This is a genomic window from Massilia sp. 05N420 (assembly GCF_056397205.1).
Genome location: NZ_JBFTMX010000039.1, coordinates 1 through 23,157 on the forward strand (window position 1 = coordinate 1; position 23,157 = coordinate 23,157).

General features: G+C 66.5%; 24 protein-coding genes. 9 read left to right on the forward strand and 15 right to left on the reverse strand.

Annotated features, from left to right (window positions below):
• The 6 genes from AC1DIX_RS21185 to AC1DIX_RS21210 all read right to left on the reverse strand — a co-directional run.
• On the reverse strand, positions 1 to 917 hold a 917-nt coding region (locus AC1DIX_RS21185), incomplete at its 3' end, for an electron transfer flavoprotein subunit alpha/FixB family protein (RefSeq protein ID WP_477327154.1).
• A gap of 18 nt (positions 918 to 935) precedes the next feature.
• On the reverse strand, positions 936 to 1,685 hold the full coding sequence (locus AC1DIX_RS21190; protein WP_442121973.1) for an electron transfer flavoprotein subunit beta/FixA family protein: 750 nt from the start codon (positions 1,683 to 1,685) through the stop codon (positions 936 to 938).
• Positions 1,686 to 1,719: 34 nt separating this feature from the next.
• Positions 1,720 to 2,943: a CaiB/BaiF CoA transferase family protein gene (locus tag AC1DIX_RS21195; RefSeq protein ID WP_477327158.1), complete on the reverse strand. Its 1,224-nt coding sequence runs from the start codon at positions 2,941 to 2,943 to the stop codon at positions 1,720 to 1,722.
• A 12-nt stretch (positions 2,944 to 2,955) separates the two neighbouring features.
• Positions 2,956 to 4,158, reverse strand: coding sequence for a 3-oxoadipyl-CoA thiolase (locus tag AC1DIX_RS21200; protein WP_477327160.1), 1,203 nt, complete (start codon positions 4,156 to 4,158; stop codon positions 2,956 to 2,958).
• A gap of 16 nt (positions 4,159 to 4,174) precedes the next feature.
• Positions 4,175 to 5,695, reverse strand: coding sequence for a 3-hydroxyacyl-CoA dehydrogenase (locus tag AC1DIX_RS21205; RefSeq protein ID WP_477327162.1), 1,521 nt, complete (start codon positions 5,693 to 5,695; stop codon positions 4,175 to 4,177).
• 3 nt (positions 5,696 to 5,698) lie between these two features.
• Positions 5,699 to 6,469, reverse strand: a complete 771-nt coding sequence (locus AC1DIX_RS21210) for an enoyl-CoA hydratase (RefSeq protein ID WP_477327164.1) — start codon at positions 6,467 to 6,469, stop codon at positions 5,699 to 5,701.
• A gap of 255 nt (positions 6,470 to 6,724) precedes the next feature.
• Between AC1DIX_RS21210 and AC1DIX_RS21215 the strand changes: the two genes are divergently transcribed.
• The 4 genes from AC1DIX_RS21215 to AC1DIX_RS21230 are packed head-to-tail and all read left to right on the forward strand — an operon-like array spanning position 6,725 to position 10,685.
• A complete protein-coding gene (locus AC1DIX_RS21215; protein ID WP_477327166.1) occupies positions 6,725 to 7,546 on the forward strand; it encodes an IclR family transcriptional regulator in 822 nt (273 codons plus the stop codon).
• A gap of 12 nt (positions 7,547 to 7,558) precedes the next feature.
• Positions 7,559 to 8,713, forward strand: a complete 1,155-nt coding sequence (locus AC1DIX_RS21220; RefSeq protein WP_477327168.1) for an acyl-CoA dehydrogenase family protein — start codon at positions 7,559 to 7,561, stop codon at positions 8,711 to 8,713.
• Between the two features lie 32 nt (positions 8,714 to 8,745).
• Positions 8,746 to 10,011, forward strand: coding sequence for an MFS transporter (locus tag AC1DIX_RS21225; protein WP_477327170.1), 1,266 nt, complete (start codon positions 8,746 to 8,748; stop codon positions 10,009 to 10,011).
• A gap of 20 nt (positions 10,012 to 10,031) precedes the next feature.
• Positions 10,032 to 10,685, forward strand: a complete 654-nt coding sequence (locus tag AC1DIX_RS21230) for a flavin reductase family protein (protein WP_477327172.1) — start codon at positions 10,032 to 10,034, stop codon at positions 10,683 to 10,685.
• Between the two features lie 7 nt (positions 10,686 to 10,692).
• Here the strand turns inward: AC1DIX_RS21230 and AC1DIX_RS21235 are convergent, their stop codons facing one another.
• Both AC1DIX_RS21235 and trxC read right to left on the reverse strand, forming a co-directional pair.
• Positions 10,693 to 11,055 carry a DUF4870 family protein gene (locus AC1DIX_RS21235; protein ID WP_442121981.1) on the reverse strand — a complete coding sequence of 121 codons (363 nt, stop codon included), beginning with the start codon at positions 11,053 to 11,055 and terminating at the stop codon, positions 10,693 to 10,695.
• Positions 11,056 to 11,113: 58 nt separating this feature from the next.
• Entirely contained in the window at positions 11,114 to 11,557 is a 444-nt protein-coding gene (trxC, locus tag AC1DIX_RS21240; protein ID WP_442121982.1) for a thioredoxin TrxC, read from the reverse strand.
• 91 nt (positions 11,558 to 11,648) lie between these two features.
• Here trxC and AC1DIX_RS21245 point away from each other — a divergent pair, with 91 nt between their 5' ends.
• From AC1DIX_RS21245 to AC1DIX_RS21260, 4 genes are all read left to right on the forward strand, one after another.
• Complete coding sequence (locus AC1DIX_RS21245) at positions 11,649 to 12,416, forward strand: DUF72 domain-containing protein (protein ID WP_477327174.1); 768 nt, start codon at positions 11,649 to 11,651, stop codon at positions 12,414 to 12,416.
• A 5-nt stretch (positions 12,417 to 12,421) separates the two neighbouring features.
• Positions 12,422 to 13,159: a Mut7-C RNAse domain-containing protein gene (locus tag AC1DIX_RS21250; protein WP_477327223.1), complete on the forward strand. Its 738-nt coding sequence runs from the start codon at positions 12,422 to 12,424 to the stop codon at positions 13,157 to 13,159.
• A gap of 55 nt (positions 13,160 to 13,214) precedes the next feature.
• Entirely contained in the window at positions 13,215 to 13,619 is a 405-nt protein-coding gene (locus AC1DIX_RS21255; protein WP_442121984.1) for a hypothetical protein, read from the forward strand.
• 77 nt (positions 13,620 to 13,696) lie between these two features.
• Positions 13,697 to 14,881 (forward strand): glycerate kinase, encoded by a 1,185-nt coding sequence (locus AC1DIX_RS21260; RefSeq protein ID WP_477327176.1) that lies wholly within the window; start codon positions 13,697 to 13,699, stop codon positions 14,879 to 14,881.
• On the opposite strand, the gene AC1DIX_RS21265 is transcribed toward AC1DIX_RS21260, so the two are convergent.
• The 3 genes from AC1DIX_RS21265 to rhlP are packed head-to-tail and all read right to left on the reverse strand — an operon-like array spanning position 14,867 to position 16,692.
• Positions 14,867 to 15,292, reverse strand: coding sequence for a GNAT family N-acetyltransferase (locus AC1DIX_RS21265; protein WP_477327178.1), 426 nt, complete (start codon positions 15,290 to 15,292; stop codon positions 14,867 to 14,869). The two genes, AC1DIX_RS21260 and AC1DIX_RS21265, sit on opposite strands and share 15 nt — an antisense overlap.
• Positions 15,285 to 15,869 (reverse strand): rhombosortase, encoded by a 585-nt coding sequence (rrtA, locus tag AC1DIX_RS21270; RefSeq protein ID WP_477327180.1) that lies wholly within the window; start codon positions 15,867 to 15,869, stop codon positions 15,285 to 15,287. Before rrtA ends, AC1DIX_RS21265 begins: the two co-directional genes overlap by 8 nt.
• Positions 15,862 to 16,692 (reverse strand): rhombotarget lipoprotein, encoded by an 831-nt coding sequence (rhlP, locus tag AC1DIX_RS21275; RefSeq protein ID WP_477327182.1) that lies wholly within the window; start codon positions 16,690 to 16,692, stop codon positions 15,862 to 15,864. Before rhlP ends, rrtA begins: the two co-directional genes overlap by 8 nt.
• A gap of 242 nt (positions 16,693 to 16,934) precedes the next feature.
• Here rhlP and AC1DIX_RS21280 point away from each other — a divergent pair, with 242 nt between their 5' ends.
• Positions 16,935 to 18,182 carry a GYF domain-containing protein gene (locus tag AC1DIX_RS21280; protein WP_477327183.1) on the forward strand — a complete coding sequence of 416 codons (1,248 nt, stop codon included), beginning with the start codon at positions 16,935 to 16,937 and terminating at the stop codon, positions 18,180 to 18,182.
• A 42-nt stretch (positions 18,183 to 18,224) separates the two neighbouring features.
• Here the strand turns inward: AC1DIX_RS21280 and AC1DIX_RS21285 are convergent, their stop codons facing one another.
• The 4 genes from AC1DIX_RS21285 to AC1DIX_RS21300 form a co-directional block, all read right to left on the reverse strand.
• A complete protein-coding gene (locus AC1DIX_RS21285; protein WP_477327185.1) occupies positions 18,225 to 18,953 on the reverse strand; it encodes an ABC transporter ATP-binding protein in 729 nt (242 codons plus the stop codon).
• A 14-nt stretch (positions 18,954 to 18,967) separates the two neighbouring features.
• Positions 18,968 to 20,932, reverse strand: coding sequence for a branched-chain amino acid ABC transporter ATP-binding protein/permease (locus AC1DIX_RS21290; RefSeq protein WP_477327187.1), 1,965 nt, complete (start codon positions 20,930 to 20,932; stop codon positions 18,968 to 18,970).
• Positions 20,933 to 20,935: 3 nt separating this feature from the next.
• Positions 20,936 to 21,826, reverse strand: a complete 891-nt coding sequence (locus AC1DIX_RS21295; RefSeq protein WP_442121992.1) for a branched-chain amino acid ABC transporter permease — start codon at positions 21,824 to 21,826, stop codon at positions 20,936 to 20,938.
• Between the two features lie 80 nt (positions 21,827 to 21,906).
• Positions 21,907 to 23,061: an ABC transporter substrate-binding protein gene (locus AC1DIX_RS21300; protein ID WP_442121993.1), complete on the reverse strand. Its 1,155-nt coding sequence runs from the start codon at positions 23,059 to 23,061 to the stop codon at positions 21,907 to 21,909.
• Between the last annotated feature and the right edge of the window lie 96 nt (positions 23,062 to 23,157).

Consider the following 23,157-nt stretch of genomic DNA (forward strand, 5'->3'; position numbering starts at 1 on the left):
ACCAGCGCCGGCACGACCTCGAACAGGTCGCCGACGATGCCGTAATCGGCCACCGAGAAGATCGGCGCTTCCGGATCCTTGTTGATGGCGACGATGGTCTTCGAGTCCTTCATGCCGGCCAGGTGCTGGATGGCGCCCGAGATGCCGACCGCGATGTACAGTTGCGGCGCGACGATCTTGCCGGTCTGGCCGACCTGCCAGTCGTTCGGCACATAGCCGGCGTCCACTGCCGCGCGCGATGCGCCCATGGCGGCGCCCAGCTTGTCGGCCAGCGGTTCCAGGATCTTGAAGTTCTCGCCCGAGCCCATGCCGCGGCCGCCCGAGACGACGATCTTGGCGCCGGTCAGTTCCGGACGGTCCGACTTGGCCAGCTCGCGGCCAACAAAAGAAGATTTGCCGGAATCGGCAACCGCCGGCACGTTCTCGACGGCGGCCGAGCCGCCTTCGCTTGCTGCGGCGTCGAAGCCGGTGCCGCGCACGGTGATCACTTTCACCTTGTCGCTGGACTGCACGATGGCGATGGCGTTGCCGGCGTAGATCGGACGCTCGAAGGTATCCGGGGCGTCGACCTTGGTGATTTCCGAGATCTGGGCCACGTCCAGCCGGGCGGCCACGCGCGGCAGGATGTTCTTGCCGTAGGCCGAGGCCGGGGCCAGGATGTGCGAATACGAACCGGCCACCGCCAGGATCTGCTCGGCGACGTTCTCGGCCAGGCCGTCGGCGAAATGCGGCGCATCGGCGACCAGCACTTTCGAGACGCCGGCGACCTTGGCGGCTGCTTCCGCGACCGCGCCGCAGCCCGAGCCGGCGACCAGGATGTGGACTTCGCTACCGCACTGGGCGGCGGCGGTGACGGTGTTCAGGGTGACGGCCTTCAGCGAGGCATTGTCGTGTTCAGCAATAACGAGTGCGACCATGATGTTCCCTTATATTCTTTAGATGACTTTGGCTTCGGTACGCAGCTTCGACACCAGGGTCGCCACGTCCGGCACGGTGATGCCGGCCGAGCGCTTGGCCGGCTCCGACACTTTCAGGGTCTTCAGGCGCGGGGTCACGTCCACACCCAGGTCTTCCGGCTTGATGGTCTCGAGCGGCTTCTTCTTCGCCTTCATGATGTTCGGCAGCGTCACGTAGCGCGGCTCGTTCAAGCGCAGGTCGGTGGTGACGATGGCCGGCAGGCTCAGGGCCACGGTTTCCAGGCCGCCATCGACTTCGCGGGTCACGGTCACCTTGCCGTCTTCCAGCACGACTTTCGAGGCGAAGGTCGCCTGCGGCCAGCCCAGCAGGGCGGCCAGCATCTGGCCGGTCTGGTTCGAATCGTCGTCGATCGCCTGCTTGCCCAGGATGATCAGCTGCGGCTGTTCCTTGTCGGCCAGGGCCTTCAGCACTTTCGCCACGCCCAGCGGCTCGATCTCGGCACCGGTCTCGACCAGGATGCCGCGGTCGGCGCCGATCGCCATGCCGGTGCGCAGGGTTTCCTGGGCCTGGGTCACGCCGCAGGTCACAGCCACGATCTCGGTGACCTTGCCGGCTTCCTTCAGGCGGGTCGCTTCTTCCAGGGCGATCTCGTCGAACGGGTTCATCGACATTTTGACGTTGGCGATATCGACACCGCTGCCGTCGGACTTGACGCGGACCTTGACGTTGTAGTCGACCACGCGTTTGACGGGTACCAGGACTTTCATGTTCATCTCCATTTCATACTGTTTATACTGATTCTCAGGCGATACCCTTGTCGTGCAGGGCCGCGATCTCGCCATCGGACAGGCCGGCCAAGGTGGACAGGATGTCCTGCGTATGCTGGCCCAGCGTCGGCGGGGCGTTCTTGTATTCGATCGGCGTCGCCGAGAACTTGATCGGGTTCGCCACCGAAGGCACGGTGCCGGCCTGCGGATGCGGCAGGTCCAGCTTCATCTTGCGGTGCTTGACCTGCGGATGCTCAAAGGTCTGGGCGATGTCGTTGATCGGCCCGGCAGGCACGCCGGCGGCTTCCAGCGGCGCGACCCATTCGGCCGTGGTGCGGCCCAGTAGCACTTCTTCCAGCATCGGCACCAGGGTCTCGCGGTTGCGCACCCGGTTGTTGTTCGTCGCGAAGCGTTCATCGGCGGCGAATTGCGGGCAGCCGGCGATCGCGCAGAATTTGGCGAACTGGCGATCGTTCCCGACCGCGAGCACCATGTGGCCGTCGCGGGTGCGGAACACCTGGTAGGGCACGATGTTCGCATGCGCATTGCCCTGGCGCTTGGGCACCTTGCCGGACACCAGGTAGTTCATGTTCATGTTCGCCATCGCGGCCACCTGCACGTCCAGCAGGGCCATGTCGATGTACTGGCCTTCGCCGGTCTTGTGGCGGTGTTCCAGCGCGGCCAGGATGGCGACGCTGGAGTACATGCCGGTCATCAGGTCGGAAAAGGCCACGCCCAGTTTCTGCGGGCCGCCGCCCGGCAGGTCGTCGCGCTCGCCGGTGATGCTCATCAGGCCGCCCATGCCCTGGACGATGAAGTCGTAGCCGGCAAAGGCCGACATCGGACCGTCCTGGCCGAAGCCGGTCACCGAGCAGTAGACCAGGCGCGGATTCAATTCCTTCAAATCCTCGTAGGACAGGCCGTAGCGCGCCATGTCGCCGACCTTGTAGTTCTCGATGAAGACATCGCTTTCCATCGCCAGCTTGCGCACGATGGCCTGGCCCTCCGGCGTCGAGATGTCGAGGGTGACCGACTTCTTGCCGCGGTTGGTGGACAGGAAGTAGGCGGATTCTCGGGTGTCCTGGCCGTCCTGGTCCTTCAGGTAGGGCGGGCCCCAGGCGCGGGTATCGTCGCCGCTGCCGGGCCTTTCGATCTTGATCACCTCGGCGCCGAGGTCGGCCAGCATCTGGCAGGCCCAGGGGCCGGCGAGGACGCGCGTCAGGTCGAGGACGCGGATGTGTGACAGTGCTCCAGACATGCTGCTCTCCAGTCAGACGCGTTCGATGACGACGGCCAGGCCCTGGCCGACGCCGATGCACAGGCTGACGACGGCGTAGCGGCCGTTGCGGCGCTGCAGTTCTCGCGCCGCGCTCAGGGCCAGGCGGGCGCCGGAGGCGCCGAGCGGGTGCCCGATCGCGATCGCGCCGCCGTTCGGATTCACGCGGGGGTCGTCGAAGGACACATCCAGCATCTTGAGGCAGCCGAGCACCTGGGTGGCAAACGCTTCGTTGATCTCGATGACGTCCATGTCGGCCAGGGTCAGGCCGGCGCGCGCCAATGCTTTCGGAATGGCGTAGGCCGGGCCGAGGCCCATCACGCGCGGCTCGACCCCGGCGGCGGCGCCGGCCAGGATGCGCGCGACCGGCTTGGCGCCGGCCTTGTCGCCGGCCGCGCGGCTGCCGATGAGCAGGGCGGCGGCGCCGTCGTTCAGGCTGGAGGCGTTGCCGGCGGTGACCACGCCGCCTTCCTGCAGCACTTTCAGCTTCGCCAGGGACTCCACGGTCGATTCCGGACGCGGCTGCTCATCGGCGGCCACGATCCGCGGCGGCGTCTTTTTCCCGGTCGGGACCTCCACCGGCATGATCTCGCCGGCGAAGAAGCCGTCGGCCAGCGCCGCGGCATAGCGGGACTGGGAGAGGGCGGCGAAGCGGTCGCTGTCCTCGCGGTTCAGTCCGAGGTCCTCGGCCACGTTGTCGGCCGTTTCGGGCATGGTGTCGCCGCCGAACTCCTTGGTGATGCGCGGGTTCGGGAAGCGCGCGCCGAGGGCCGAGTCGAAGACCTTGAATTCACGCCCGAAGGCGGACTCGCTCTTGGCGACCACGAAGGGCGCGCGGCTCATGCTCTCGACACCGCCTGCCACATACAGCTCGCCTTCGCCGCTGGTGATGGCGCGTGCGGCGTCGAGCACGGCCGCCAGGCCGCTGGAGCACAGGCGGTTGACGGTCTGGCCGGGCACCGTGTGCGGCAGGCCGGACAGCAGTACCGCGTGGCGCGCGATGTTGCGGCTGTCCTCGCCGGCCTGGCCGGCGCAGCCGAGGATCACGTCCTCTACCTGTGCCGGATCGAAGGGCGAATCGTCGACCAGCTTGCGGATGACGGAAGCGGCCAGGTCGTCGGGACGGACCGGGGCCAGGGCGCCGGCGAGGCGGCCGAACGGGGTGCGCAGGCCGGAGTAGATGTAAGCGTCGAGCATGATATTCCTTGATTGATCAGTTTTCCGGGGTGAGCAGCGAGACGCCCAGCAGGGCGCGGCGCTTCAGCCACGGACTCGGGCGATAGCGGGGATCGCGGTAGAAGTCGAACAGGCCGTCCAGGATGCGCAGCACGGTGGCGGCGCCGAGCGCATCGCCGAGCGCCAGCGGTCCTTTCGGGTAGCCGAGGCCGAGGGTCACCGCCTTGTCGATGTCTTCCGGGCTGGCGATGCCTTGCTGGGCGATGTCGGCGCCGATGTTGACGATGGTGGCGAGCACGCGCTGGCACACCAGGCCGGCGCTGTCGCGGATCCTTGATACCGGCGTGCCGTCGGCGGCGAACAGCGCGTGGGCGGTATCGCGGAAGGCGTCATCGGTCAGCGGCGTGGTCATCAGGGTGCGGCGGCCGGAAATGAACAGTGGATCGAGCGCCACGGTGCGGACCGGATCCAGGCGCGCGGCCACGGCCAGGCTGGTCGCGTCCTGGCCCACCGGCAGCACCAGGCACAGGGAGTCCCCGGCCGGACGCTCGCCGCGGTCGCGCGTCGCCCCCAGCGCGTCCAGCAGGCGGTCGACCGCGGGCCAGGCGTCCGCATCGGCGGCGCTCAGCCAGACCGGCACGTCGCTGCGAGAAGGAACCGGAACGGCCGCAGCGTCCTGCTTCTGGCCGTCCTGGTAAACATAGAAGCCGCGGCCGCTCTTGCGGCCCAGCAGTCCGGCCGCCAGGCGCTGGCGTGCGATCGGCGAGGGGCGGAAGCGCGGCTCCTGGTAGTACTGGGCGTAGATCGATTCCATCACCGGCTGCGAGACGTCCAGTCCGGTCAGGTCCAGCAGCTCGAAAGGACCCATGCGGAAGCCCGCGGCCTCGCGCAGGATGCGGTCGAGTTCCGGATGCGCGGCGATGTTCTCGCCCAGGATGCGCAGCGACTCGGTCAGGTAGCCGCGGCCCGCATGGTTGACGATGAAACCGGGCGTGTCGCTGGCGCGCACCGGCGTATGGCTCATGCGGCGGGCGATCGCGGTCAGGCGCTCGGGCACGCCGGCATCGGTCAGCGGTCCGGCGATCACCTCGACGATCTTCATCAGCGGCACGGGGCTGAAGAAGTGGAAGCCGGCGACCCGGCCCGGCGCCTTGCACACGGCGGCGATGGACGTCACCGACAGCGAGGAGGTATTGGTGGCGAGGATGCAGCCGGCCGAGACCACGGCTTCGAGCTGGCCGAACAGCTCCTGCTTGGCGTCGAGCTTCTCGACGATGGCCTCGACCACCGCGGTGCAGGGCGCCAGGTCGTCGAGCGACGCGGCCACCGACAGGAGGGCGCCGGCCTCCTGTGCGGCCTGGGCGGAGGTCTTGCCCTTGTCGGCCAGCTTCCGCAGGGTGGCCGTGATGGCGTCGCGCGCTTCCTCGGCTGCGCCCGGACGGGCGTCGTGCAGGATGACGGCCATGCCGCCCTGGACGGCGATCTGGGCAATGCCGCGGCCCATCAGGCCGCAGCCGACGATGCCGATCACTTCGAGGTTTTGTTCAGTGCTGCTCATTCTTTATTGTCCCGTGTAGGAAGGTTTGCGTTTCTCGAAGAAGGCGCGCATGCCTTCCTTCTGGTCCTGGCTGGCGAACAGCAGGTGGAAGGCCTTCCGCTCCAGCATCAGCGCGGCCTCGAGCGAGGCGTCCTGGCCGGCCAGCAGCACTTCCTTGATCTGGCTGGCGGCCAGCGGCGGCATCGCGGCGATGGTGCGCGCCAGTTCCAGCGCGCGTTCCTGCACTTTCGCATCCTCGACCACTTCGCTGGCCAGGCCGCAGGCGAAGGCTTCGCGGCCCGAGATCGGCGCGCCGGTCAGCAGCATCTTCATCGCCTGGAACTTGCCGATCGCACGGGTCAGGCGCTGGGTGCCGCCGGCCCCCGGCATGATGCCGACCTTGATTTCCGGCTGGGCGAAGGAGGCGTTCTCGCCCGCCACGATGATGTCCGCATGCATGGCCAGCTCGCAGCCGCCGCCCCAGGCATAGCCGTTGACGGCGGCGATCACCGGCGTAGAGCAGCCGGCGATGCCCTGCCACAGGCGCTGGACCTGGCGCAGGTGCATGTCGATAGGCGTGGCCTCGGCGATGTCGCGCAGGTCGGCGCCCGCCGCGAACACCTGGTCGCCGCCGGTTAGGACGATGCAGCGGATTTCCGGATCCTGGCCGAGGGCGGTGAAGTGCTCGGCCAGCTGCATGCGCACGCTCTGGTTGAGCGCATTGCGGACGTCGGGACGGTGGATGCGCAGGCAGGCGATGCCAGGTTCCGGGTGGGAAAGGATGAGGTCGTTCATCGAGGTCTCGCTTGTTACCGTCGGTCCGCACAGCGAACCTCGGGTTCGAAAAATGAAGATGCGACCCAGAATATGGAAAAATTCTCGGGTTGTAAAGCCTGAATCCACGCCCTGTATCAGAAAAATCTATCGTCGATATGCGAGGTTCGCATAGCGGACCGATGGTTTGAAAATGCTTGACATCACGAGAATTGATATGACAGGATGAATTAAGAACCGGCGCCGGCAGCCGGCAAACGACAAGGGAGGCAGGGCATGCACATGGTGGATGAAGGCAACGACATCGAGCAGTTCGACGACAAGGAAGAGGGCAAGGACCGGCAGTTCGTCACCGCCCTGGCCCGCGGCCTGGAACTGCTGCGCTGCTTCGGCGCCAGGGAGCGCGAGCTGGGCCTGACCGAGCTGGCGCGTCGCACGGCGATCCCGAAACCCACCGTGGCGCGCCTGGCCGGCACCCTCGCCAAGCTCGGCTACCTTGAACACATGGAAGCCGAAGGCCGCTACCGGCTCGGCGCCGGCGTGCTGGCGCTGGGTTACAGCATGCTGGCGCGGCTCGACGTGCGCGACGTCGCCCGCCCCATGATGCGCGAACTGGCCGAGCGCGCGCAGGCTTCGGTATCGATCGCCGTGCGCGACCGCCTGTCGATGGTGTACGTCGAGTCGATCCGCAGCAGCGCCTCGATCACCCTGCAGCGCGGCGTCGGCACGCGGCTGTCGCTGACCACCAGCGCCCTCGGGCGCGGCTACCTGGTCGGCCTGCCGGCGTCCGAGCGCGCCGCGCTGCTGGAACAGGTGCGCGAGCGCGCCGGCGACGACTGGGCGCGCCAGCAGGCCGGCGTCGAACAGGCGCTGCGCGACTATGCGGAATACGGCTTCTGCATGTCGCTGGGCGAGTGGGACAAGGACGTCTACGGCGTCGGCGTGCCGTTCCGGGCCCCGGACGGCACCATGATGGCCTTCAACTGCGGCAAGCCCGCTTTCAAGTGCAGCCGCGAATACCTGCAGCACGAGCTCGGACCAGCCCTGGTCGAGCTGGTGCGCAAGGTCGGCGGCTCGATGGGACAAACTACGAACTGATTTGGAAAGAAGATGATACGCGACCAGGAAACCATGACTGTGCTGCTCGATACCCTGTCCCGCTTCGTGCGGGAGCGGCTGGTGCCGGCAGAGAATGAAGTAGCGGAGACCGACCAGATCCCGCCCGACGTCGTCGACGACATGCGCGAGCTGGGCCTGTTCGGCCTGTGCATTCCCGAGGAATACGGCGGTCTTGGCCTGACGATGGAAGAGGAAGTGCTGGCTGCCTTCGAGATCGCGAAGACCTCGCCGGCCTTCCGTTCCCTGGTCGGCACCAACAACGGCATCGGCTCCCAGGGCCTGATCGTCGACGGCACCGAAGAGCAGAAGCGCGACTACCTGCCGCGCCTGGCCTCGGGCGAGCTGATCGCCTCGTTCGCGCTGACCGAACCGGGTTCGGGCTCGGACGCCGCCTCGCTGCGCACGACGGCCGTCCGCGACGGCGACTTCTACGTCATCAACGGCACCAAGCGCTTCATCACGAACGCGCCGGAAGCCGGCATCTTCACGGTGATGGCGCGCACCAACCCCGAGATCAAGGGCGCGGGCGGCATCTCGGCCTTCATCGTCGAGAAAGGCACGCCGGGCGTCTTCATCGGCAAGACCGACAAGAAGATGGGCCAGAAGGGCGCGCACACCGCCGACGTCATCTTCGAGAACTGCCGCGTCCCGGCCGCCAATCTGATCGGCGGCAAGGAAGGCGTCGGCTTCAAGACCGCCATGAAGGTGCTGGACAAGGGCCGCCTGCACATCGCCGCGATCTGCGTCGGCGTGGCCGAGCGCATGCTGGACGACGCGCTGCGCTATGCGGTCGAGCGCCAGCAGTTCGGCAAGGCGATCGCCGACTTCCAGCTGATCCAGGCCATGCTGGCCGACAGCAAGGCCGAGGTCTACGCGGCCCGTTCGATGGTGCTGGATGCCGCGCGCCGCCGCGACAACAGGGAAGACATTTCGACCGAAGCCGCCTGCTGCAAGATGTTCGCGTCCGAGATGTGCGGCCGCGTGGCCGACCGCGCGGTGCAGATCCACGGCGGCGCCGGCTACGTGTCGGAGTACGCGATCGAGCGCTTCTACCGCGACGTGCGCCTGTTCCGCATCTACGAGGGCACCACCCAGATCCAGCAGCTCGTCATCGCGCGCAACATGATCCGCGCCGTGCAGCCATAAGCAAGCAAGACAGCAAGACAATTGGAGGAGACATGGAAGTAGCAGCAAACCGCGCGGTGATTGCCGCGGCAAACAAAAACACATGGAAGATCGTCTTTGTCTTCGCCTTCCTGGCGCTGATGATCGACGGCGCCGACCTGATGTTCCTGTCCTATAGCCTGGGCAGCCTGACCAAGGAGTTCGGCCTGACCAAGGTACAGGCGGGTACGCTCGGCACGGTCACGCTGGTGGGCATGGCCCTCGGAGGCATCTTCGGCGGCTGGGCCGCGGACCGCTTCGGCCGGGTGCGCACGGTCGTCTGGACGATCATGCTGTTCTCGGTGGGTACCGCGGTGCTTGGCGCCACCCACAACTTCGAACAGTTCGCACTGTTCCGCTTCATCGCCTCGGTCGGACTGGGCGCCGTCTACGTGGTGTCGAACACGCTGATGGCGGAGTACGTGCCCACCGAGCGCCGCACCACGGTGCTGGGCAGCCTGCAGGCCGGCTGGTCGGTCGGCTATGTGGTGGCGACCCTGCTGGCCAGCTGGATCCTGCCGACCTATGGCTGGCGCTGGCTGTTCTACATCGCCATCATCCCGGTGGTGCTGGCCGTGCTGATGCGGCGCGTGGTGCCGGAACCGGCCGCCTGGATCGCTTCGCGCCAGAGGCTGGCCGCGGACAAGGCGGAAGGCAGGAACAGCACCGGGAAGAAGGCCGGCGCCATGAAGCTGATCTTCTCGAACCCGGCCCACCGCCGCATGTTCATCCTGTGGTCGCTGGCCGCCGGCTTCCTGCAGTTCGGCTACTACGGCGTCAACAACTGGATGCCGACCTACCTGGAAAAAGAGCTGCACATGAACTTCAAGGCGATGACCGGTTATATGGTCGGCACCTACGTCGCCATGATCCTCGGGAAGATCGTCGCCGGCTGGCTGGCCGACCGCTTCGGCCGCCGCGCCATCTTCGCCTTCGGCGCCCTCGGCACCGCCGTGTTCCTGCCGCTGATCGTGTTGTACAACACGCCGGACAACATCGTCTACCTGCTGACCATCTTCGGCTTCCTGTACGGGATTCCGTATGGCGTGAACGCGACCTACATGACCGAGAGCTTCGAGACCACCATCCGCGGTTCGGCCGTCGGCGGCGCCTACAACGTCGGCCGCGTCGGCGCGGCGATCGCACCTGCCTGCATCGGCTACCTGGCCACCAACGGCTCGATCGGCCTCGGCTTCCTGGTGATGGGCGTGGCCTACTTCCTGTGCGGGATCGTGCCGGCGCTGTTCATCAAGGAAAAGCTGTACGACCCGCAGCAGTAATAAACCAGCCGGATACCATCATGACCATATCGCTTTCCGCCGCCGACTTCCAGCCGACCGAGATGTACTTCCTGCTGCGCGACTCCGTCGTGCCGCGCCCGATCGCCTGGGTGTCGACGGTGTCGGCCGAGGGCGTGCCGAACATCGCGCCCTTCAGCTTCTTCAACGTGGTGTCGCCGTCGCCGCCGGTCCTGGGCTTCAGCTGCGGTCCGCGCGGCGACAACCACGCCGGCGAATGGGTGCCGAAGGACACCTATGCGAACATCGTGGCCACCCGCGAGTTCGTGGTGAACATCGTGCCCGAACAGCTGATGGACGAGATGGTCAAGACCGCCGCCGACCTCGCGCCCGGCGACAGCGAGTTCCGCTACGCCGGCCTGGCGGAGGCGCCCAGCAGCATCGTGAAGGCGCCGCGCGTGGCCCGCGCCCCGGTCGCCTACGAGTGCAAGCTGCACGACATCCTCGACATGGGCGCCAACAAGTGGATCATGGGAAGCGTGCAGCACGTGCACATCGACGAGGCCGTGTACACCGGCCGCAAGGGCGAGCAGGATCATCGCGTCGACCTGCTGGAGCAGACCGGCACGCGGCCGGTCGGACGCCTGGGCCGCGCCTACTACGTGCGGCTGCGCGAACTGGAGGCCCGCCTGCGCAGGGACGGGCCGAACAACTGAGCCTGGCTTATACCGGCATCGGCCGGTTGTTGTTCAGGTCGAGGAAGCCGCGGATGATGCGGTAGGCCATCCAGAGCCAGGCCGCCGCACCGACCAGCCAGGCCAGCGGAATCCCGATGATGGTGATCGCCAGCACGAAGGCGACCGCCATCGCCACCACGTACCACCAGAACGAGCGGATCATCCAGGTGTGGTGGGAATAGACGATGGTGCCGGCCGTGTCCGGACGCCTGATGTAATTCACGATCAGGACGATGATGTTCAGCAGCCCCAGTGAAAAGAAGAAAGTCGCGGCATGGGCGAGATACAGGATGCGGGCGAACTGCTTTGCATCCTCGATACCGCGTTCGTAGACGAGTTCCTGGGACATGGCGTCCTCCTGTGATGAGTTGGTGACGTCGTAAAGCCGACGATAGCCGATCGCGCGCTCAGGCGGCGCGCGCCCGGGATTGTACCCAAGAAATAATACTGCCGGCATCCATCGCCCCGGCCTGGCGTGCGATCTCCTGGCCGCCCTGGAACAGCGCGATGGTGGGGATGCTGCGGATGCCGTAGCGCCCCGCCAGGTCCTGCGAGGCCTCGGTATCCACCTTCAACAGGCGCACCCGCGGCTCCAGCCGGCCGGCGGCCTGGGCATAGGCCGGCGCCATCATGCGGCAGGGCCCGCACCAGGCGGCCCAGAAATCGACCAGCACCGGAATGTCGTTGCGGCTGATGTGGCGGGTGAAGCGCTCGCTGTTCACGTCCAGCGGTTTGCCTTCGAACAGCGCTTTCGTGCATTTGCCGCAGACGGGTTGGTCGGCGAGGCGCTCGCTGGCGACGCGGTTGACGGCGTCGCAATGCGGACAGACGATGTGCAAGGGCTCGGTCATTGGGTTTCTCCTGCGAAGTCGATATGCGATTGTTCATATTGTAATGCCGGTCGTGCGACGCGTGCCCGCGCTCCCGGAATAGAATCTGCCCATGAGCGAAACCCCAGCCCCCACCTCCGCCGGCGGCGCGTGCCTGATCGGCTGCGCTGGCTGGAGTCTCCACAAGGACGTAGCGGCCGACTTCCCCGAAGAAGGCAGCCACCTCGAGCGCTACGCGGCCGTCTTCCCCGCCGTCGAGATCAACTCCTCCTTCTACCGCCCGCACCAGCCGCAAACCTACGCCCGCTGGGCCGACAGCGTGCCGCCGGACTTTCGTTTTTCCGTCAAGCTGCCGAAGTCGATCAGCCACGAAGCCCGCCTGCGCGACGCCGACGAGCTGCTCGACCGCTTTGCCGGCGAGGTCAACCACCTGGGCGCGAAACTCGGCTGTATATTGATCCAGCTGCCGCCGAAGGGCGTGTTCGACGAAGAGGCGGCGCGCGACTTCCTGCCGCGCCTGCGCGCAAGGGTCGGCTGCATGCTGGCGCTCGAAGCCCGCCATCCGACCTGGTTTTCGGACGCCGCCACCGACGTCCTGCGCGAACACGGGGTGACCCGCGTGATGGCCGATCCGCCCGCCGGCCAGCCCGGACCGCATGTGCCGACCACGGAGGCCGGCTATATCCGCCTGCACGGCACGCCCAAGGTGTATTACTCGAGCTATCCGCCCGAATTCCTGCGCGAAGTCGAGCGGCGGATCGCGCTGCTTACCGCCGGTGGCGCCGACTGCTGGTGCATCTTCGATAACACGGCGGCCTTCGCGGCGGTGCCGAACGCCCTCGAGGTGCTGCGCGCGCTGCAGCCTGTGATGAGCAAGTGAGCACCATGGTCTGCGCCACCTTCCGCTTCTACGGCGAGTTGAACGACTTCCTGCCGCGCGAGCGCAAGGGGCGCGAGATCACCACCCCATGCGCGCGCATGGCCACCACCAAGCACATGATCGAAGCCCTCGGCGTGCCGCACACCGAGGTCGAGCTGGTGCTGGTCAATGGCGACTGCGCCGGTCTCGATCTGCTGCTGGAAGAGGGCGACCGCGTCGCCGTCTACCCGCACTTCACGCGCTTCGACGTCAGCGACCTGAGGCCGGCGCCGTCGCTGCCGCCGGGGCGGCTCCGCTTCGTGGCCGACGCCCACCTCGGCGGACTCGCGCGCCTCTTGCGAATGGCCGGGTTCGACACCATCTACGACAACAGCCTGAGCGGCGACCAGGTCGAGGCGCTGGCGGCGGACCAGGAACGCGTGGTGCTGACGCGCGACCGCGCACTGCTCAAGCGCCGCGGCATAGACTTTGGCTGCTATGTGCGCGCCCAGCGGCCGGAGGCCCAGCTGCACGACCTGTTCGAACACTTCGGCCTGGCCGAGCGTGCCCGCCCGTTCACGCGCTGCCTGCACGACAACGCGCCGCTGCGCAGCGTCGCCAAGGCCGAGGTCCTGGACCGCCTGCCGCCCCAGGTCGCGGCGGTCCAGGACGAATTCAATACCTGCGACCTGTGCGGGCGGGTCTACTGGAAGGGCTCGCACTGGCAGCGCATGAGCGCCGTCCTGGCGCGTGCCGCACAATGAATGAATCCGACCGTGATGTACACTATGACGATCCTTTGCCGACCAGCGTGAGAGCATGTTGCAACAGGTAAGCTTCCCAATTCGCAGCGAATGTCCGCCAGGCGCCTGCGTCTGCGAGCGCGAGCGCCTGCTCGTCGAGCCCGACGCCGACCTGCGGCCCCTGCGCTTGACGCGCATGGAGGAGCAGAAGCTGATCGGCCGGATCGAGAACATCTCGAGCTACGAGGAGCTCAAGCGCCTGCAGGAGAAGATCCGCGCCAACCTCGGCGTCGAGCTGAAGATCGTGCCGGGCCCGAACGAGGTGCGCACCCTGCGCGGCATCGTCATCCTGCTGGAAGACCGGCCGGGCCTGTGCAAGAAGGTCAGGCAGTCGATTCCGGCGGCGATCCGCAAGGTGCTCGACCGCCATCCCGAGATCACCTGGGCCATTCTCGATTCACACGACCTGTTCGGCATGTAGGCGGCGCCGTCGTCGGGGCTGTGCCGGGCATCGCCGATCACCTATACTCGCAGGGAAGTCCACAAGCCAGGAGACCCATGAAGATCGTCATTGCCCCGGATTCGTTCAAGGAAAGCCTGTCGGCGCTGCAGGTGGCCGAGGCCATCGAGGCCGGCCTGCGTGAGGTGTTCGCGGACGCCGAGATCGTCAAGCTGCCGGTGGCCGACGGCGGCGAGGGCACGGTACAGGCGATGATCGACGCCACCGGCGGCCACCGCGTCGAGCTGAGGGCCACCGGGCCGCTGGGCGAGCAGGTCGGGGCCTTCTATGGCATGGCTTCGTCACCGGACGGCGGCGCGCCGCTGGCCGTGATCGAGATGGCCGCCGCCAGCGGGCTCGAACTGGTGCCGTCGGAACGCCGCGATCCCTTGCGCGCGACCAGCCGCGGCACCGGAGAACTGATCCTGCACGCCCTGGATGCCGGCGTGCGCCGCTTCGTGCTCGGCGTCGGCGGCAGTGCGACCAACGATGGCGGGGCCGGGATGCTGCAGGCCCTCGGCGTGCGCCTGCTCGATGCCGGCGGCGCGGAGATCGGTCCGGGGGGCGCCGAACTGGCGCGGCTGGACCGTATCGACGTTTCAAGGCTGGATCCGCGCGTGAAGGACAGCCAATTCCATATCGCCTGCGACGTCAGCAATCCGTTGACCGGGCCGAACGGCGCGTCGGCCATCTTCGGGCCGCAGAAGGGCGCGACGCCGGAGATGGTCGCTCGACTGGATGCCAGCCTGGCGAACTATGGCCGCCTCATCGCGCGCGACCTCGGCCAGGACGTGGCCGACATGCCGGGCGCCGGGGCCGGCGGCGGCATCGGCGCGGCGATGGTGGTCTTCCTGGGCGGCCGCCTGCGGCCCGGCATCGAGATCATCGCCGAGGCGGTCGGGCTGGAGCAGGCCGTGCGCGACGCCGATCTCGTGATCACGGGGGAAGGGCGGATCGACGGCCAGAGCGTCAGCGGCAAGACGCCGGTCGGGGTGGCGCGGGTGGCCAAGCGCTTCGGCAAGCCGGTGATCGCGATCGGCGGCGGCCTGGCGCGGGATGCGTCGGCCGTGCACGCGCACGGCATCGATGCGGTGTTCGCGGCGGTGTGCCGGCCGTGCACCGTGCAGGAGGCGCTGGCCGAGGCGCGCGAGAACCTGCGTTCGGCGGCGCGCAATGTGGCGCAGGCGCTGCGGATGGGCGCGGCGCTGTGGATGGGCGCGGCGCTGGAGTCAGGCCGGGGCTGAGCGCCGCATCGCCAGCACCCGCTGGCCCGACGCCAGGTAGCGGGCCAGGCGCTCGGACAGGAAGGGCGGCAGCGCATCCTCCGGCGCGAGTTCGAAGCCGGCCTCGCCGTAGAATCCCGTCAGGTGCTCGTAGGGCAGGCACCAGGCCGTGCCGCGGTCCAGCCAGGGAATACAGCGGGCCAGCAGCGCGCGGCCGATGCCCTGGCGCTGGAATGACTGCGCCACCTGCATGCCGCGCAGGACGATGACGCCGTGCTCCTCGCACAGGCGAACGGCGCCGGCCAGGCGGCCGTCCAGGTCTGCGGCGAATGTCAGGTCGGCTGCCGACACGCCGCCGCCATATCCTGCGGCCTCGTAGAAACCGGCAATCCTGGCGAGTTCGCCGGGCTGTACGACAGCGATTTCAAGCATGGGTTTCCTCAGGCGCCGACCGGCAGAGGGCCGCCGCGGCGCAGCCACCCAGCAGCGCGCCCAGCAAGTGCGCCTGCCAGGCCACGGCCACGCCCGCCGGCAGGTCGGTGAATGCAGCCATGTTCGCGCAGGCTTCCCACAGCGTCTTGCTGGCCAGCGCAAGCGCGGCACAGGCGAGCACGGGCCGGCTGTCCGGGTAGCGGTCCCAGGCCGGCACGCCGCCCAGCACCGCGGTCAGCACGGCCAGGCCGGAGGCGCCGCGGTACTCGTGCATCCCCGGTACGAAGATCAACAGGCCGAGCGACAGCAGCAAGGCGCCGCTACCCAGCACAAGGGCATAGCGCCGCGAGCCGATCAACGCTTCGGTCAGCGCACCCAGCGTGAGCAGCGCCAGCACATCGGCGCCCGCATGCGAGGCCGAGAAATGCACGAGGTGGCCGCTCCACAGGCGCCACAGCTCGCCGTGCAGGATGGCGGCGCGCTCCCAGGCGAGTCCGGACGCTGCCTGCTCGCCGGCGCAGGCCAGCAGCAGGCAGATGCCGGCCAGCGCTAACGAGACGGGCGCAGTCTTAAGCACGGCGGCGCACGATCCAGAAAGCCGCGCCGGCGAGCAGCAGGGCCGCCGTCCAGCCGAATCCGCCGGCGCCGCGTCCGCCGCGGTATCCCTCGCCGCGCTCGACCTGGATGCCCGGATCGGATTTCGCCCGTTCCTTGAAACTCGCCAGCTGCATCTGCAGCGCCGGAATCATCCGCTCGACCGCCTGCGCGTAACCGTCCGACTGCGCACCGCGGACCTCCCTGCTGTAGCCGGCCAGGGTCGACGACCCCTTCACCTGACTCATGCCTGGCGCGCGGAACAGCAGCTTGCGGCTGCGGACATCGAACACGGCGGCATCCACCATGGTCTGCACGTCGTACTGGTCGCCTTTGATCAGATAGGCGCCGACCACGGTCCAGTACAGCACCGCCATCCGGTTGGTGTCGTTGAAGCGGATCTGGTCATACGACACCAGCGCGATCACGTCGACGTTGAACATCCGCGCCACCTGGTCGAGGTTGTCGAAGCCGCCGCGCGGGCGCAGGTAGGCGCTCGGGATGACCTCGATGCTGCCGATGTAGTCATACTCCGAGAACGAGGCCTTGACCTTCTCGAGCAGCTGCATCTGCTCGGCGTCCTGCGGCGCGGCGCGTCCGCCGCCCGGCACGAAGGCGATGCCGACACGCACCGGCAGGCGCAGCCTGGTGACGGTCGGCTGCATCTTCGGCGCCTCTTTCGCGTTCGGATACAGGTAGTCGACGATGCTGCCGGCCTGGCGCTCGCCGGTGTGCTGGAACATCGATGCGCAGCCGCCCAGCGCGAGCAGGGCGAGGGCGCAAAGGAGGGTTTTCAAGGGTTTCATGCATGCCTTTCGGTGGAGGCCGGTGGACGGCGGATCGGGGCATGATGACATTTTGTCTTGAACGATCAACTCATGAATGCAGGGATTCGTCTTGTGCTGCTATTGGTAGCATTCCTCGCTACCAGTACCGCCACCGGTGATCAAAGTGGTATCACAACAACAATAAAAAAGTTGCACATCGCCAATAACAAGCAGTAGCATCCGATCTTCGATTTCAATTCAGCGCAATCAAAGGATTCCGGATGAGCACTTGGTGGTATCTCCATAATAATGAACGCATCGGTCCGATCGAACATGATGAATTGAAGCGTCTTTTGCAGCACGGCACGGTCAGCGACGCCACCATGGTCTGGAAAGAAGGGATCGGTGCCTGGACGCAACTGGCTCGGGTGCCTGAGCTGGATGGTTTGCGTGCCGCCGTTCCCCCGCCAATCCCAATCGTCAACCCGCCGCAACTGGTGCTCGAGCGTCCGGTAGCAGGTAACTGGCGGCGTTTCTTTGCTCGGATATTCGACCTCTGGTGGGAAAGCCTGTTACTCGGCTGGTGCGCCGCCTATTTGCTAGGGCAGTACTCTCCAGCGTTTATCACCTGGATAGGCAAACCGGCCAGCAGCCAGATCTATGGATTCCTCGTGTTACCGTTCGCTTTCCTGTTTGACGCCCTCGTCTACGGCGTTTTCGGCAATACGCCAGGGAAGGCCTTGCTGCGTATTGGGGTGGCCGACGCAAGCGGCGGGCGCCTGTCCCTCGGCCGTTATATCGGCCGTAACGCTGCTGTATGGAGCCGCGGCTTCGGGTTTGGAATTCCGCTCGTTAACCTGTTTGCGTTCTACAGGCAAAGCGGGCACGTGCACAAAAGCGGGCGAGCATCCTATGACGAAAACACCGGCGTGCATGTCCACGCCGGCAAGGCCGGGTGGCTGCGCACTGGTCTTTTCCTGTTACTCACCATTGCGCTGACCGTCACAATTGGCATTTTGAAGGAGCAGGACCGGGAAATCGTACGCGCGCACCAGCAGGTGAGCGAGCAGAAGTTCTTTATCTGGCAGAACCCGATGACCGGCCTGAATTCGTCGATCAATGCGCAATGGCGCTATTCCCAGTCGAAGAACGACGATGGCGAACAGGTTTACACTTTCACGGAATTGAATGGCCGCGCGGTCGTCATCATTGGTGTCGAACGCGGTATGGATGTCAGTCTCGGCGGCTATGTCGCAGCATTACAGGAGGCCCAAAAGGCCGATATCCGTTACAAGGATGGCGGGAAATTCCTGCAATTGGATGCCCGCCCATCCTGGCAATCTAGCGGTGTCATGCTGGACGATAAGAGCAATGCCGTGGAAATGCGCGTGACCCAGGTGAACGGCGAATTCTGGCGCATCGTGTCGATCCAGGCGCCGCCCTATGCCTATTCCGACGAGATGGTCGCGAACCTGAAGCGCGAGTTGTGGAAGACGGTCATCCAGGCGAAGCAGAAGACGATAACTTGAGGGAACAGGTCTGCCGGGACGCCGTCGCGGCAGTCCGGCAGCTCAATGCGCCTGCCCGCCCCCCAAATAAGCCGCCACCACCTTCGGATCGTTTTTCAAATCCGCCGCCGGCCCGTGCACGGCAATGGTGCCGTTCTCCAGCACATAGCCATAATCGGCCACATTCAAGGCCGCCTGCGCGAACTGCTCCACCAGCAGCATCGTCACGCCCTCGGACTTCAGCCGCGCGATGATGCGGAAGACCTCGTCGACCAGGATGGGCGCCAGGCCCATCGAGGGTTCGTCGAGCAGCACGACATCCGGATTCAGCATCACGGCGCGCGCCATCGCCAGCATCTGCTGTTCGCCGCCGGACAGGGTGCCGGCCAGCTGGAGGCGGCGCTCCTTCAGGCGCGGAAACAGTTCGAGCGCGCGTTCGAGGTCGTGCTGGATGTCGCCTTTCGGGCGCGCGCGCGTGAAGCGCGGGAAGGCGCCCAGCAGCAGGTTGTCAGTGACGCTCATGGTGGCGAACACGCGCCGGCCCTCCGGCGAGTGGGCCAGGCCCGCGCGCGCGATGCGGTGGGAGTCGAGGCCGGTGATGTCGCGGCCGCCGAGCTGCACGCTGCCGCTCTTCGGTTTGATCATGCCGGAGATGGCGCGCATGGTGGTGGTCTTGCCGGCGCCGTTGCTGCCGATGAGGGTCACCAGCTGGCCCTTCGGGACCTCGAGGGAGATCCCGTGCAGGACGTCGACCTTGCCGTAGGCGGCGTGCAGATTCTGGATCGATAGCATCTTGGCTTGTCCTCTCAATGTGCGGCGGCTTGCGGCGGCGCTTCTGCTGCGCCGCCCAGGTAGGCCTCGATGACCTTCGGATCGGACTGCACCATGCCCGGCGTGCCCTCGGCGATCTTCTGGCCGAAGTCGAGCACGGTCACGGTATCCGAGATCGACATCACGACATCCATGTGGTGCTCGATCAGCACGATGGTGATGCCGTGGTCGCGGATCTTGCGGATGATCGCCATCAGCTCGCGGATGTCGGGCGCGGTCAGGCCGGCCGCCGGTTCGTCCAGCAGCAGCAGGCGCGGATCCAGCGCCAGTGCGCGGCCGATCTCCAGCAGGCGCTGCTTGCCGTAAGGGAGGTTGCGCGCTTCTTCCATCGCCAGGTCGGCCAGGCCGATGAATTCGAGGATGGCCGCCGCGCGCACGCGGGCCGCCGCTTCCTCACGCTTGTAGCGCGGGGTGGACAGCATGGCGTCACCCACCGTCGAACGGAAGCTGTGGTGCAGGCCGACCAGCACGTTCTCGGTGGCGGTCATCTCGCCGAACAGCTGCACGTTCTGGAAGGTGCGGGCGATGCCGCCCAGCGCGATCTGCGACGGCGTGCGGCCGGTGATGGCGTGGCCGGCGAATACGACGCCGCCGGCTGTCGGTTTGTAGATGCCGGTCAGGACGTTCATCATCGTGCTCTTGCCCGAGCCGTTCGGTCCGATCAGGCCATGCACCGAGCCGTGCGCCACGTTCAGGTCGACCTGGTTCAGCGCCTTCAGGCCGCCGAACTGCATCAGCACTTGCTCCACGCGCAGCAGCTCGCCGCCCTCGGCGCCGGCTTCGGCACGCGCACCGGATGCCTTCATGCCGGCGAACGGATCGGCCTCGCCGGCGCCCTGGACCGCGGCGACGTGGACGCGGCCGCGTCCGAACAGGCTCTTGAAGAAGCCGACGATGCCGTCCTGCAGGTAGTAGACGACGAACAGGGTCATCAGGCCGAAGATGGTGAGACGCCAGTCGACCATGCTGTCCAGCCTGTAGGCGAAGACGGCCATCGCGATCGTCCCCACCACCGGCACCGCGGCGCGCGCTACGGTGGTGCGGCGCTTGGCCAGCATCAGCGCGGCGATGACGACGGCGGCGACGGCGGCCGAGATCGCGATCTTGCGGAACACCTCGATGTCGGACAGGAGGCTGGGCAGCATGACCACGATGGTGGCACCGATCAGCGAGCCGAGGCGGCTCTTGCGGCCGCCCATGATCACGGCCAGCAGGAACAGGATGGTCAGCTCGAAGTTGTAGCTGTTCGGCGAGATGTACTGCTCCGAATAGGCGTACAGGCTGCCGGCCAGGCCCGCGAAGCCGGCGCTGATCACGAAGGCATAGACCTTGTAGCGGTACACCGACACGCCCATGCAGTCCGAGGCGATGGGGCTGTCGCGCAGGGCTTCGAAGGCGCGCCCGATGTGGGAGCGCAGCAGTCGGTGAACCAGTAGCAGGGACAGGAACATGAAGCCGGCCACCGCGTAGTAGTACTGGACCTCGGTCAGTTCCGTGCCCATCACGGTGGGCTTCTGCAGCTGGATGCCGAGCGGGCCTTCGGTCAGGAAGGTCATCTCGTTGATCAGGATTTGCACGATGGTGCCGAAGGCCAGCGTCACCATCGCCAGGTAGGGGCCGGTCACGCGCAGGGCAGGCAGGGCAAGGATCACGCCGAACAGGGCGCAGCCGATCACGCTGGCGGGCAGGGTCGCGTACCAGGGCATGGCCAGTTTCAGCACCAGCACCCCGGTGATGTAGGAGCCGATGCCGAACAGGCCGGCGTGGCCCAGCGAGACCTGGCCGGTGTAGCCGACCACGATGTCCAGGCCGTACAGCAGAATGGCGTAGATCAGGATGGTCTCGGCAAGGTGGATGTAGTAGGGATTCGCGAACAGCAGCGGATAGGCCGCGACCAGGACGATGCCCAGCGCGACGGCGACGGCGAGTTTTTTGTTCATGCTCTATACCTTCTTGATCGCGGCCTTGCCGAACAGGCCGGACGGCTTCACCGCCAGCACCAGCAGCAGGAGCACCAGGCCCGGCACTTCCTTGTAGCCGGTCGACAGGTAGAAGCCGGTGGCGGTTTCGGCGATGCCGAGGATGATGCCGCCGACGATCGCGCCCATGCCGGAGGTGAGGCCGCCGATGATCGCCACCGCGAAGGCCTTCAGGCCCAGCGAGGCGCCCATCGTGGCGGAGGTCAGGGTGAGCGGCGCGATCAGGGCGCCGGCGAAGGCCGCCGTCGCCGAGGAGAGGGCGTACGAGAAGGTGATCACCATGCGCGTGTTGATGCCCATGAGGCCGGCCGCGTCGCGGTCGTTGGCGGTGGCGACCACCGCCTTGCCGTAGATCGATTTGCGGTTGAAGATCTCGACCGCCAGCATGATGGCGACGGCGCCGATGATGACCGCCACCTGCATCGGCTGCACGTTCGCGCCCAGCACCGTGAAGGGCTCGGACGACAGCGGCGAGGGGAAGGGCAGCACGTCCTTGCCCCAGATATTCTCGGCCACGTTCTTGAAGATGATGGCCAGTGCGATGGTCGACATGATCCAGCCGAATTCGGACTTGATGCGGATCGCCGGGCGCACCCCGATCCATTCGACGAACATGCCCTGCAGGGCGCCGAATACCATCACCAGCGGGACCATCAGCCAGTAGCTGATATAGGGACCGCCGTGGATGGTCCCGACCAGGGACAGGCCGACCAGGGCGCCCAGCATCAGGGCCTCGCCCTGGCCGAAGTTCAGCGTGCCGGAAGTGGCGAAAGTGAGTTGATAGCCGAAGGCGATGACGGCATAGATCATGCCGAGCGCGATCCCGGAGAAGACCAGCTGGAGGAGGATGTCCATTTTTACCCTAGTGACCGATACGTCTGCCCGTCGTCCCCGCGCAGGCGGGGGCGACGGATAAGTGCGCTAGGTGCGCGGGCTTACTTCACCGGCACAACCCGGCCATTCTGCACTTCGCCGAACTTGGTGTTGTCGAAGTTGATGGCTTCGTGGTCGGTGTGGCTGTAGGGCTTGTTGTAGGTGGTGACCACGCCTTCGATCGGGGTCTTCAGGTTTTCCAGGGCGGATGCGATCTTCGGGCCTTCCGTGCTGCCGGCCTGCTGGATTGCGGCGGCCAGCAGGTAGATCGAGTCGTAGCCCTGGGCCGCCGACACCGCCGACGGCATGCGGCCGTTCGGCGGGTTGTAGGCTTTCACGTAGGCGTCGATGAAGGCCTTGCGTTTGGGCGTATCCGGGTTCTGGATGAAGGTCTGCGGCATCCGGGTGCCGTTGCCGTTGGCGCCGGCGTTGTCGATGAAGTTGGCCATTGCGAGCGTCCAGCTGCCGACGATCGGCACCTTCCAGCCCAGCTTCTGCATGCCGTTGGCGATCTGCGCCAGTTCGGGGCCGATGCCGTAGGTGAGCACGACGTCGGCGCCGGCCTGCTTGGCGCGCAGCAGCTGTGCCGTCATGTCGACGTCGCCGATATTGTACTTCTCGACCGAGACCGGTTTCACGCTCTTCGCGGCCAGTACCTTTTCGAGGTCTTCGCGGCCGAGCTGGCCGTAGTTGGTCGAATCGGCCAGGATCGCCGGTTTCTTGAAGCCGCGGCGGATCGCTTCCTCGGCGATCATGGTCGACTGGATGGTGTCGTTGGCGGAGTTGCGGAAGACGTAGTTCTCGGGCTGATTGGCAAACTGCTTGGTGACGATCGAGCCGGTGGCGACGTTGTTCATCACCGGGATCTTGGCCTGCTGGTAGAAGCGCTGCGAAGCCAGGGCCACGCCGGTGTTGATGTAGCCGACGGTGGCCACCACCTTTTCCTTGTTGATCAGTTCCTGGGCGATCTGCACGCCGCGTTCCGGCTTCGCCTCGTCGTCGCGTTCGACCATCTGGAGTTGGCGTCCCAGCACGCCACCCTTGGCATTGATTTCATTCACCGCCAGGCGGACGCCGTCGCGCATCGACACGCCCATCGGCGCCGAGCCGCCGGTGAAGGGGCCCGACACGCCGATCTTGATCGGCTCCGCCGCCATGCCTGACATCGAAAAACCCAGTGCTACCCCTGCAACCAATGCTTTCAGTCTGAAATCCATTGCTGTCTCCGTAGTTGATTTTTATGCCGCACGCTGGCGCGCGCCGAGGCTGGCGCAGACCTGTCGTCGAGCCATTCTAGGATAGCAATTGGGCAA

Bases quoted from the DNA above. Each gene is read 5' to 3' on its own strand.
- AC1DIX_RS21190 (WP_442121973.1), bottom strand. From the start codon at position 1,685: ATGAAAGTCCTGGTACCCGTCAAACGCGTGGTCGACTACAACGTCAAG.
- AC1DIX_RS21195 (WP_477327158.1), bottom strand. From the start codon at position 2,943: ATGTCTGGAGCACTGTCACACATCCGCGTCCTCGACCTGACGCGCGTC.
- AC1DIX_RS21200 (WP_477327160.1), bottom strand. From the start codon at position 4,158: ATGCTCGACGCTTACATCTACTCCGGCCTGCGCACCCCGTTCGGCCGC.
- AC1DIX_RS21205 (WP_477327162.1), bottom strand. From the start codon at position 5,695: ATGAGCAGCACTGAACAAAACCTCGAAGTGATCGGCATCGTCGGCTGC.
- AC1DIX_RS21210 (WP_477327164.1), bottom strand. From the start codon at position 6,469: ATGAACGACCTCATCCTTTCCCACCCGGAACCTGGCATCGCCTGCCTG.
- AC1DIX_RS21215 (WP_477327166.1), top strand. From the start codon at position 6,725: ATGCACATGGTGGATGAAGGCAACGACATCGAGCAGTTCGACGACAAG.
- AC1DIX_RS21220 (WP_477327168.1), top strand. From the start codon at position 7,559: ATGATACGCGACCAGGAAACCATGACTGTGCTGCTCGATACCCTGTCC.
- AC1DIX_RS21225 (WP_477327170.1), top strand. From the start codon at position 8,746: ATGGAAGTAGCAGCAAACCGCGCGGTGATTGCCGCGGCAAACAAAAAC.
- AC1DIX_RS21230 (WP_477327172.1), top strand. From the start codon at position 10,032: ATGACCATATCGCTTTCCGCCGCCGACTTCCAGCCGACCGAGATGTAC.
- AC1DIX_RS21235 (WP_442121981.1), bottom strand. From the start codon at position 11,055: ATGTCCCAGGAACTCGTCTACGAACGCGGTATCGAGGATGCAAAGCAG.
- trxC (WP_442121982.1), bottom strand. From the start codon at position 11,557: ATGACCGAGCCCTTGCACATCGTCTGTCCGCATTGCGACGCCGTCAAC.
- AC1DIX_RS21245 (WP_477327174.1), top strand. From the start codon at position 11,649: ATGAGCGAAACCCCAGCCCCCACCTCCGCCGGCGGCGCGTGCCTGATC.
- AC1DIX_RS21250 (WP_477327223.1), top strand. From the start codon at position 12,422: ATGGTCTGCGCCACCTTCCGCTTCTACGGCGAGTTGAACGACTTCCTG.
- AC1DIX_RS21255 (WP_442121984.1), top strand. From the start codon at position 13,215: ATGTTGCAACAGGTAAGCTTCCCAATTCGCAGCGAATGTCCGCCAGGC.
- AC1DIX_RS21260 (WP_477327176.1), top strand. From the start codon at position 13,697: ATGAAGATCGTCATTGCCCCGGATTCGTTCAAGGAAAGCCTGTCGGCG.
- AC1DIX_RS21265 (WP_477327178.1), bottom strand. From the start codon at position 15,292: ATGCTTGAAATCGCTGTCGTACAGCCCGGCGAACTCGCCAGGATTGCC.
- rhlP (WP_477327182.1), bottom strand. From the start codon at position 16,692: ATGAAACCCTTGAAAACCCTCCTTTGCGCCCTCGCCCTGCTCGCGCTG.
- AC1DIX_RS21280 (WP_477327183.1), top strand. From the start codon at position 16,935: ATGAGCACTTGGTGGTATCTCCATAATAATGAACGCATCGGTCCGATC.
- AC1DIX_RS21285 (WP_477327185.1), bottom strand. From the start codon at position 18,953: ATGCTATCGATCCAGAATCTGCACGCCGCCTACGGCAAGGTCGACGTC.
- AC1DIX_RS21290 (WP_477327187.1), bottom strand. From the start codon at position 20,932: ATGAACAAAAAACTCGCCGTCGCCGTCGCGCTGGGCATCGTCCTGGTC.
- AC1DIX_RS21295 (WP_442121992.1), bottom strand. From the start codon at position 21,826: ATGGACATCCTCCTCCAGCTGGTCTTCTCCGGGATCGCGCTCGGCATG.
- AC1DIX_RS21300 (WP_442121993.1), bottom strand. From the start codon at position 23,061: ATGGATTTCAGACTGAAAGCATTGGTTGCAGGGGTAGCACTGGGTTTT.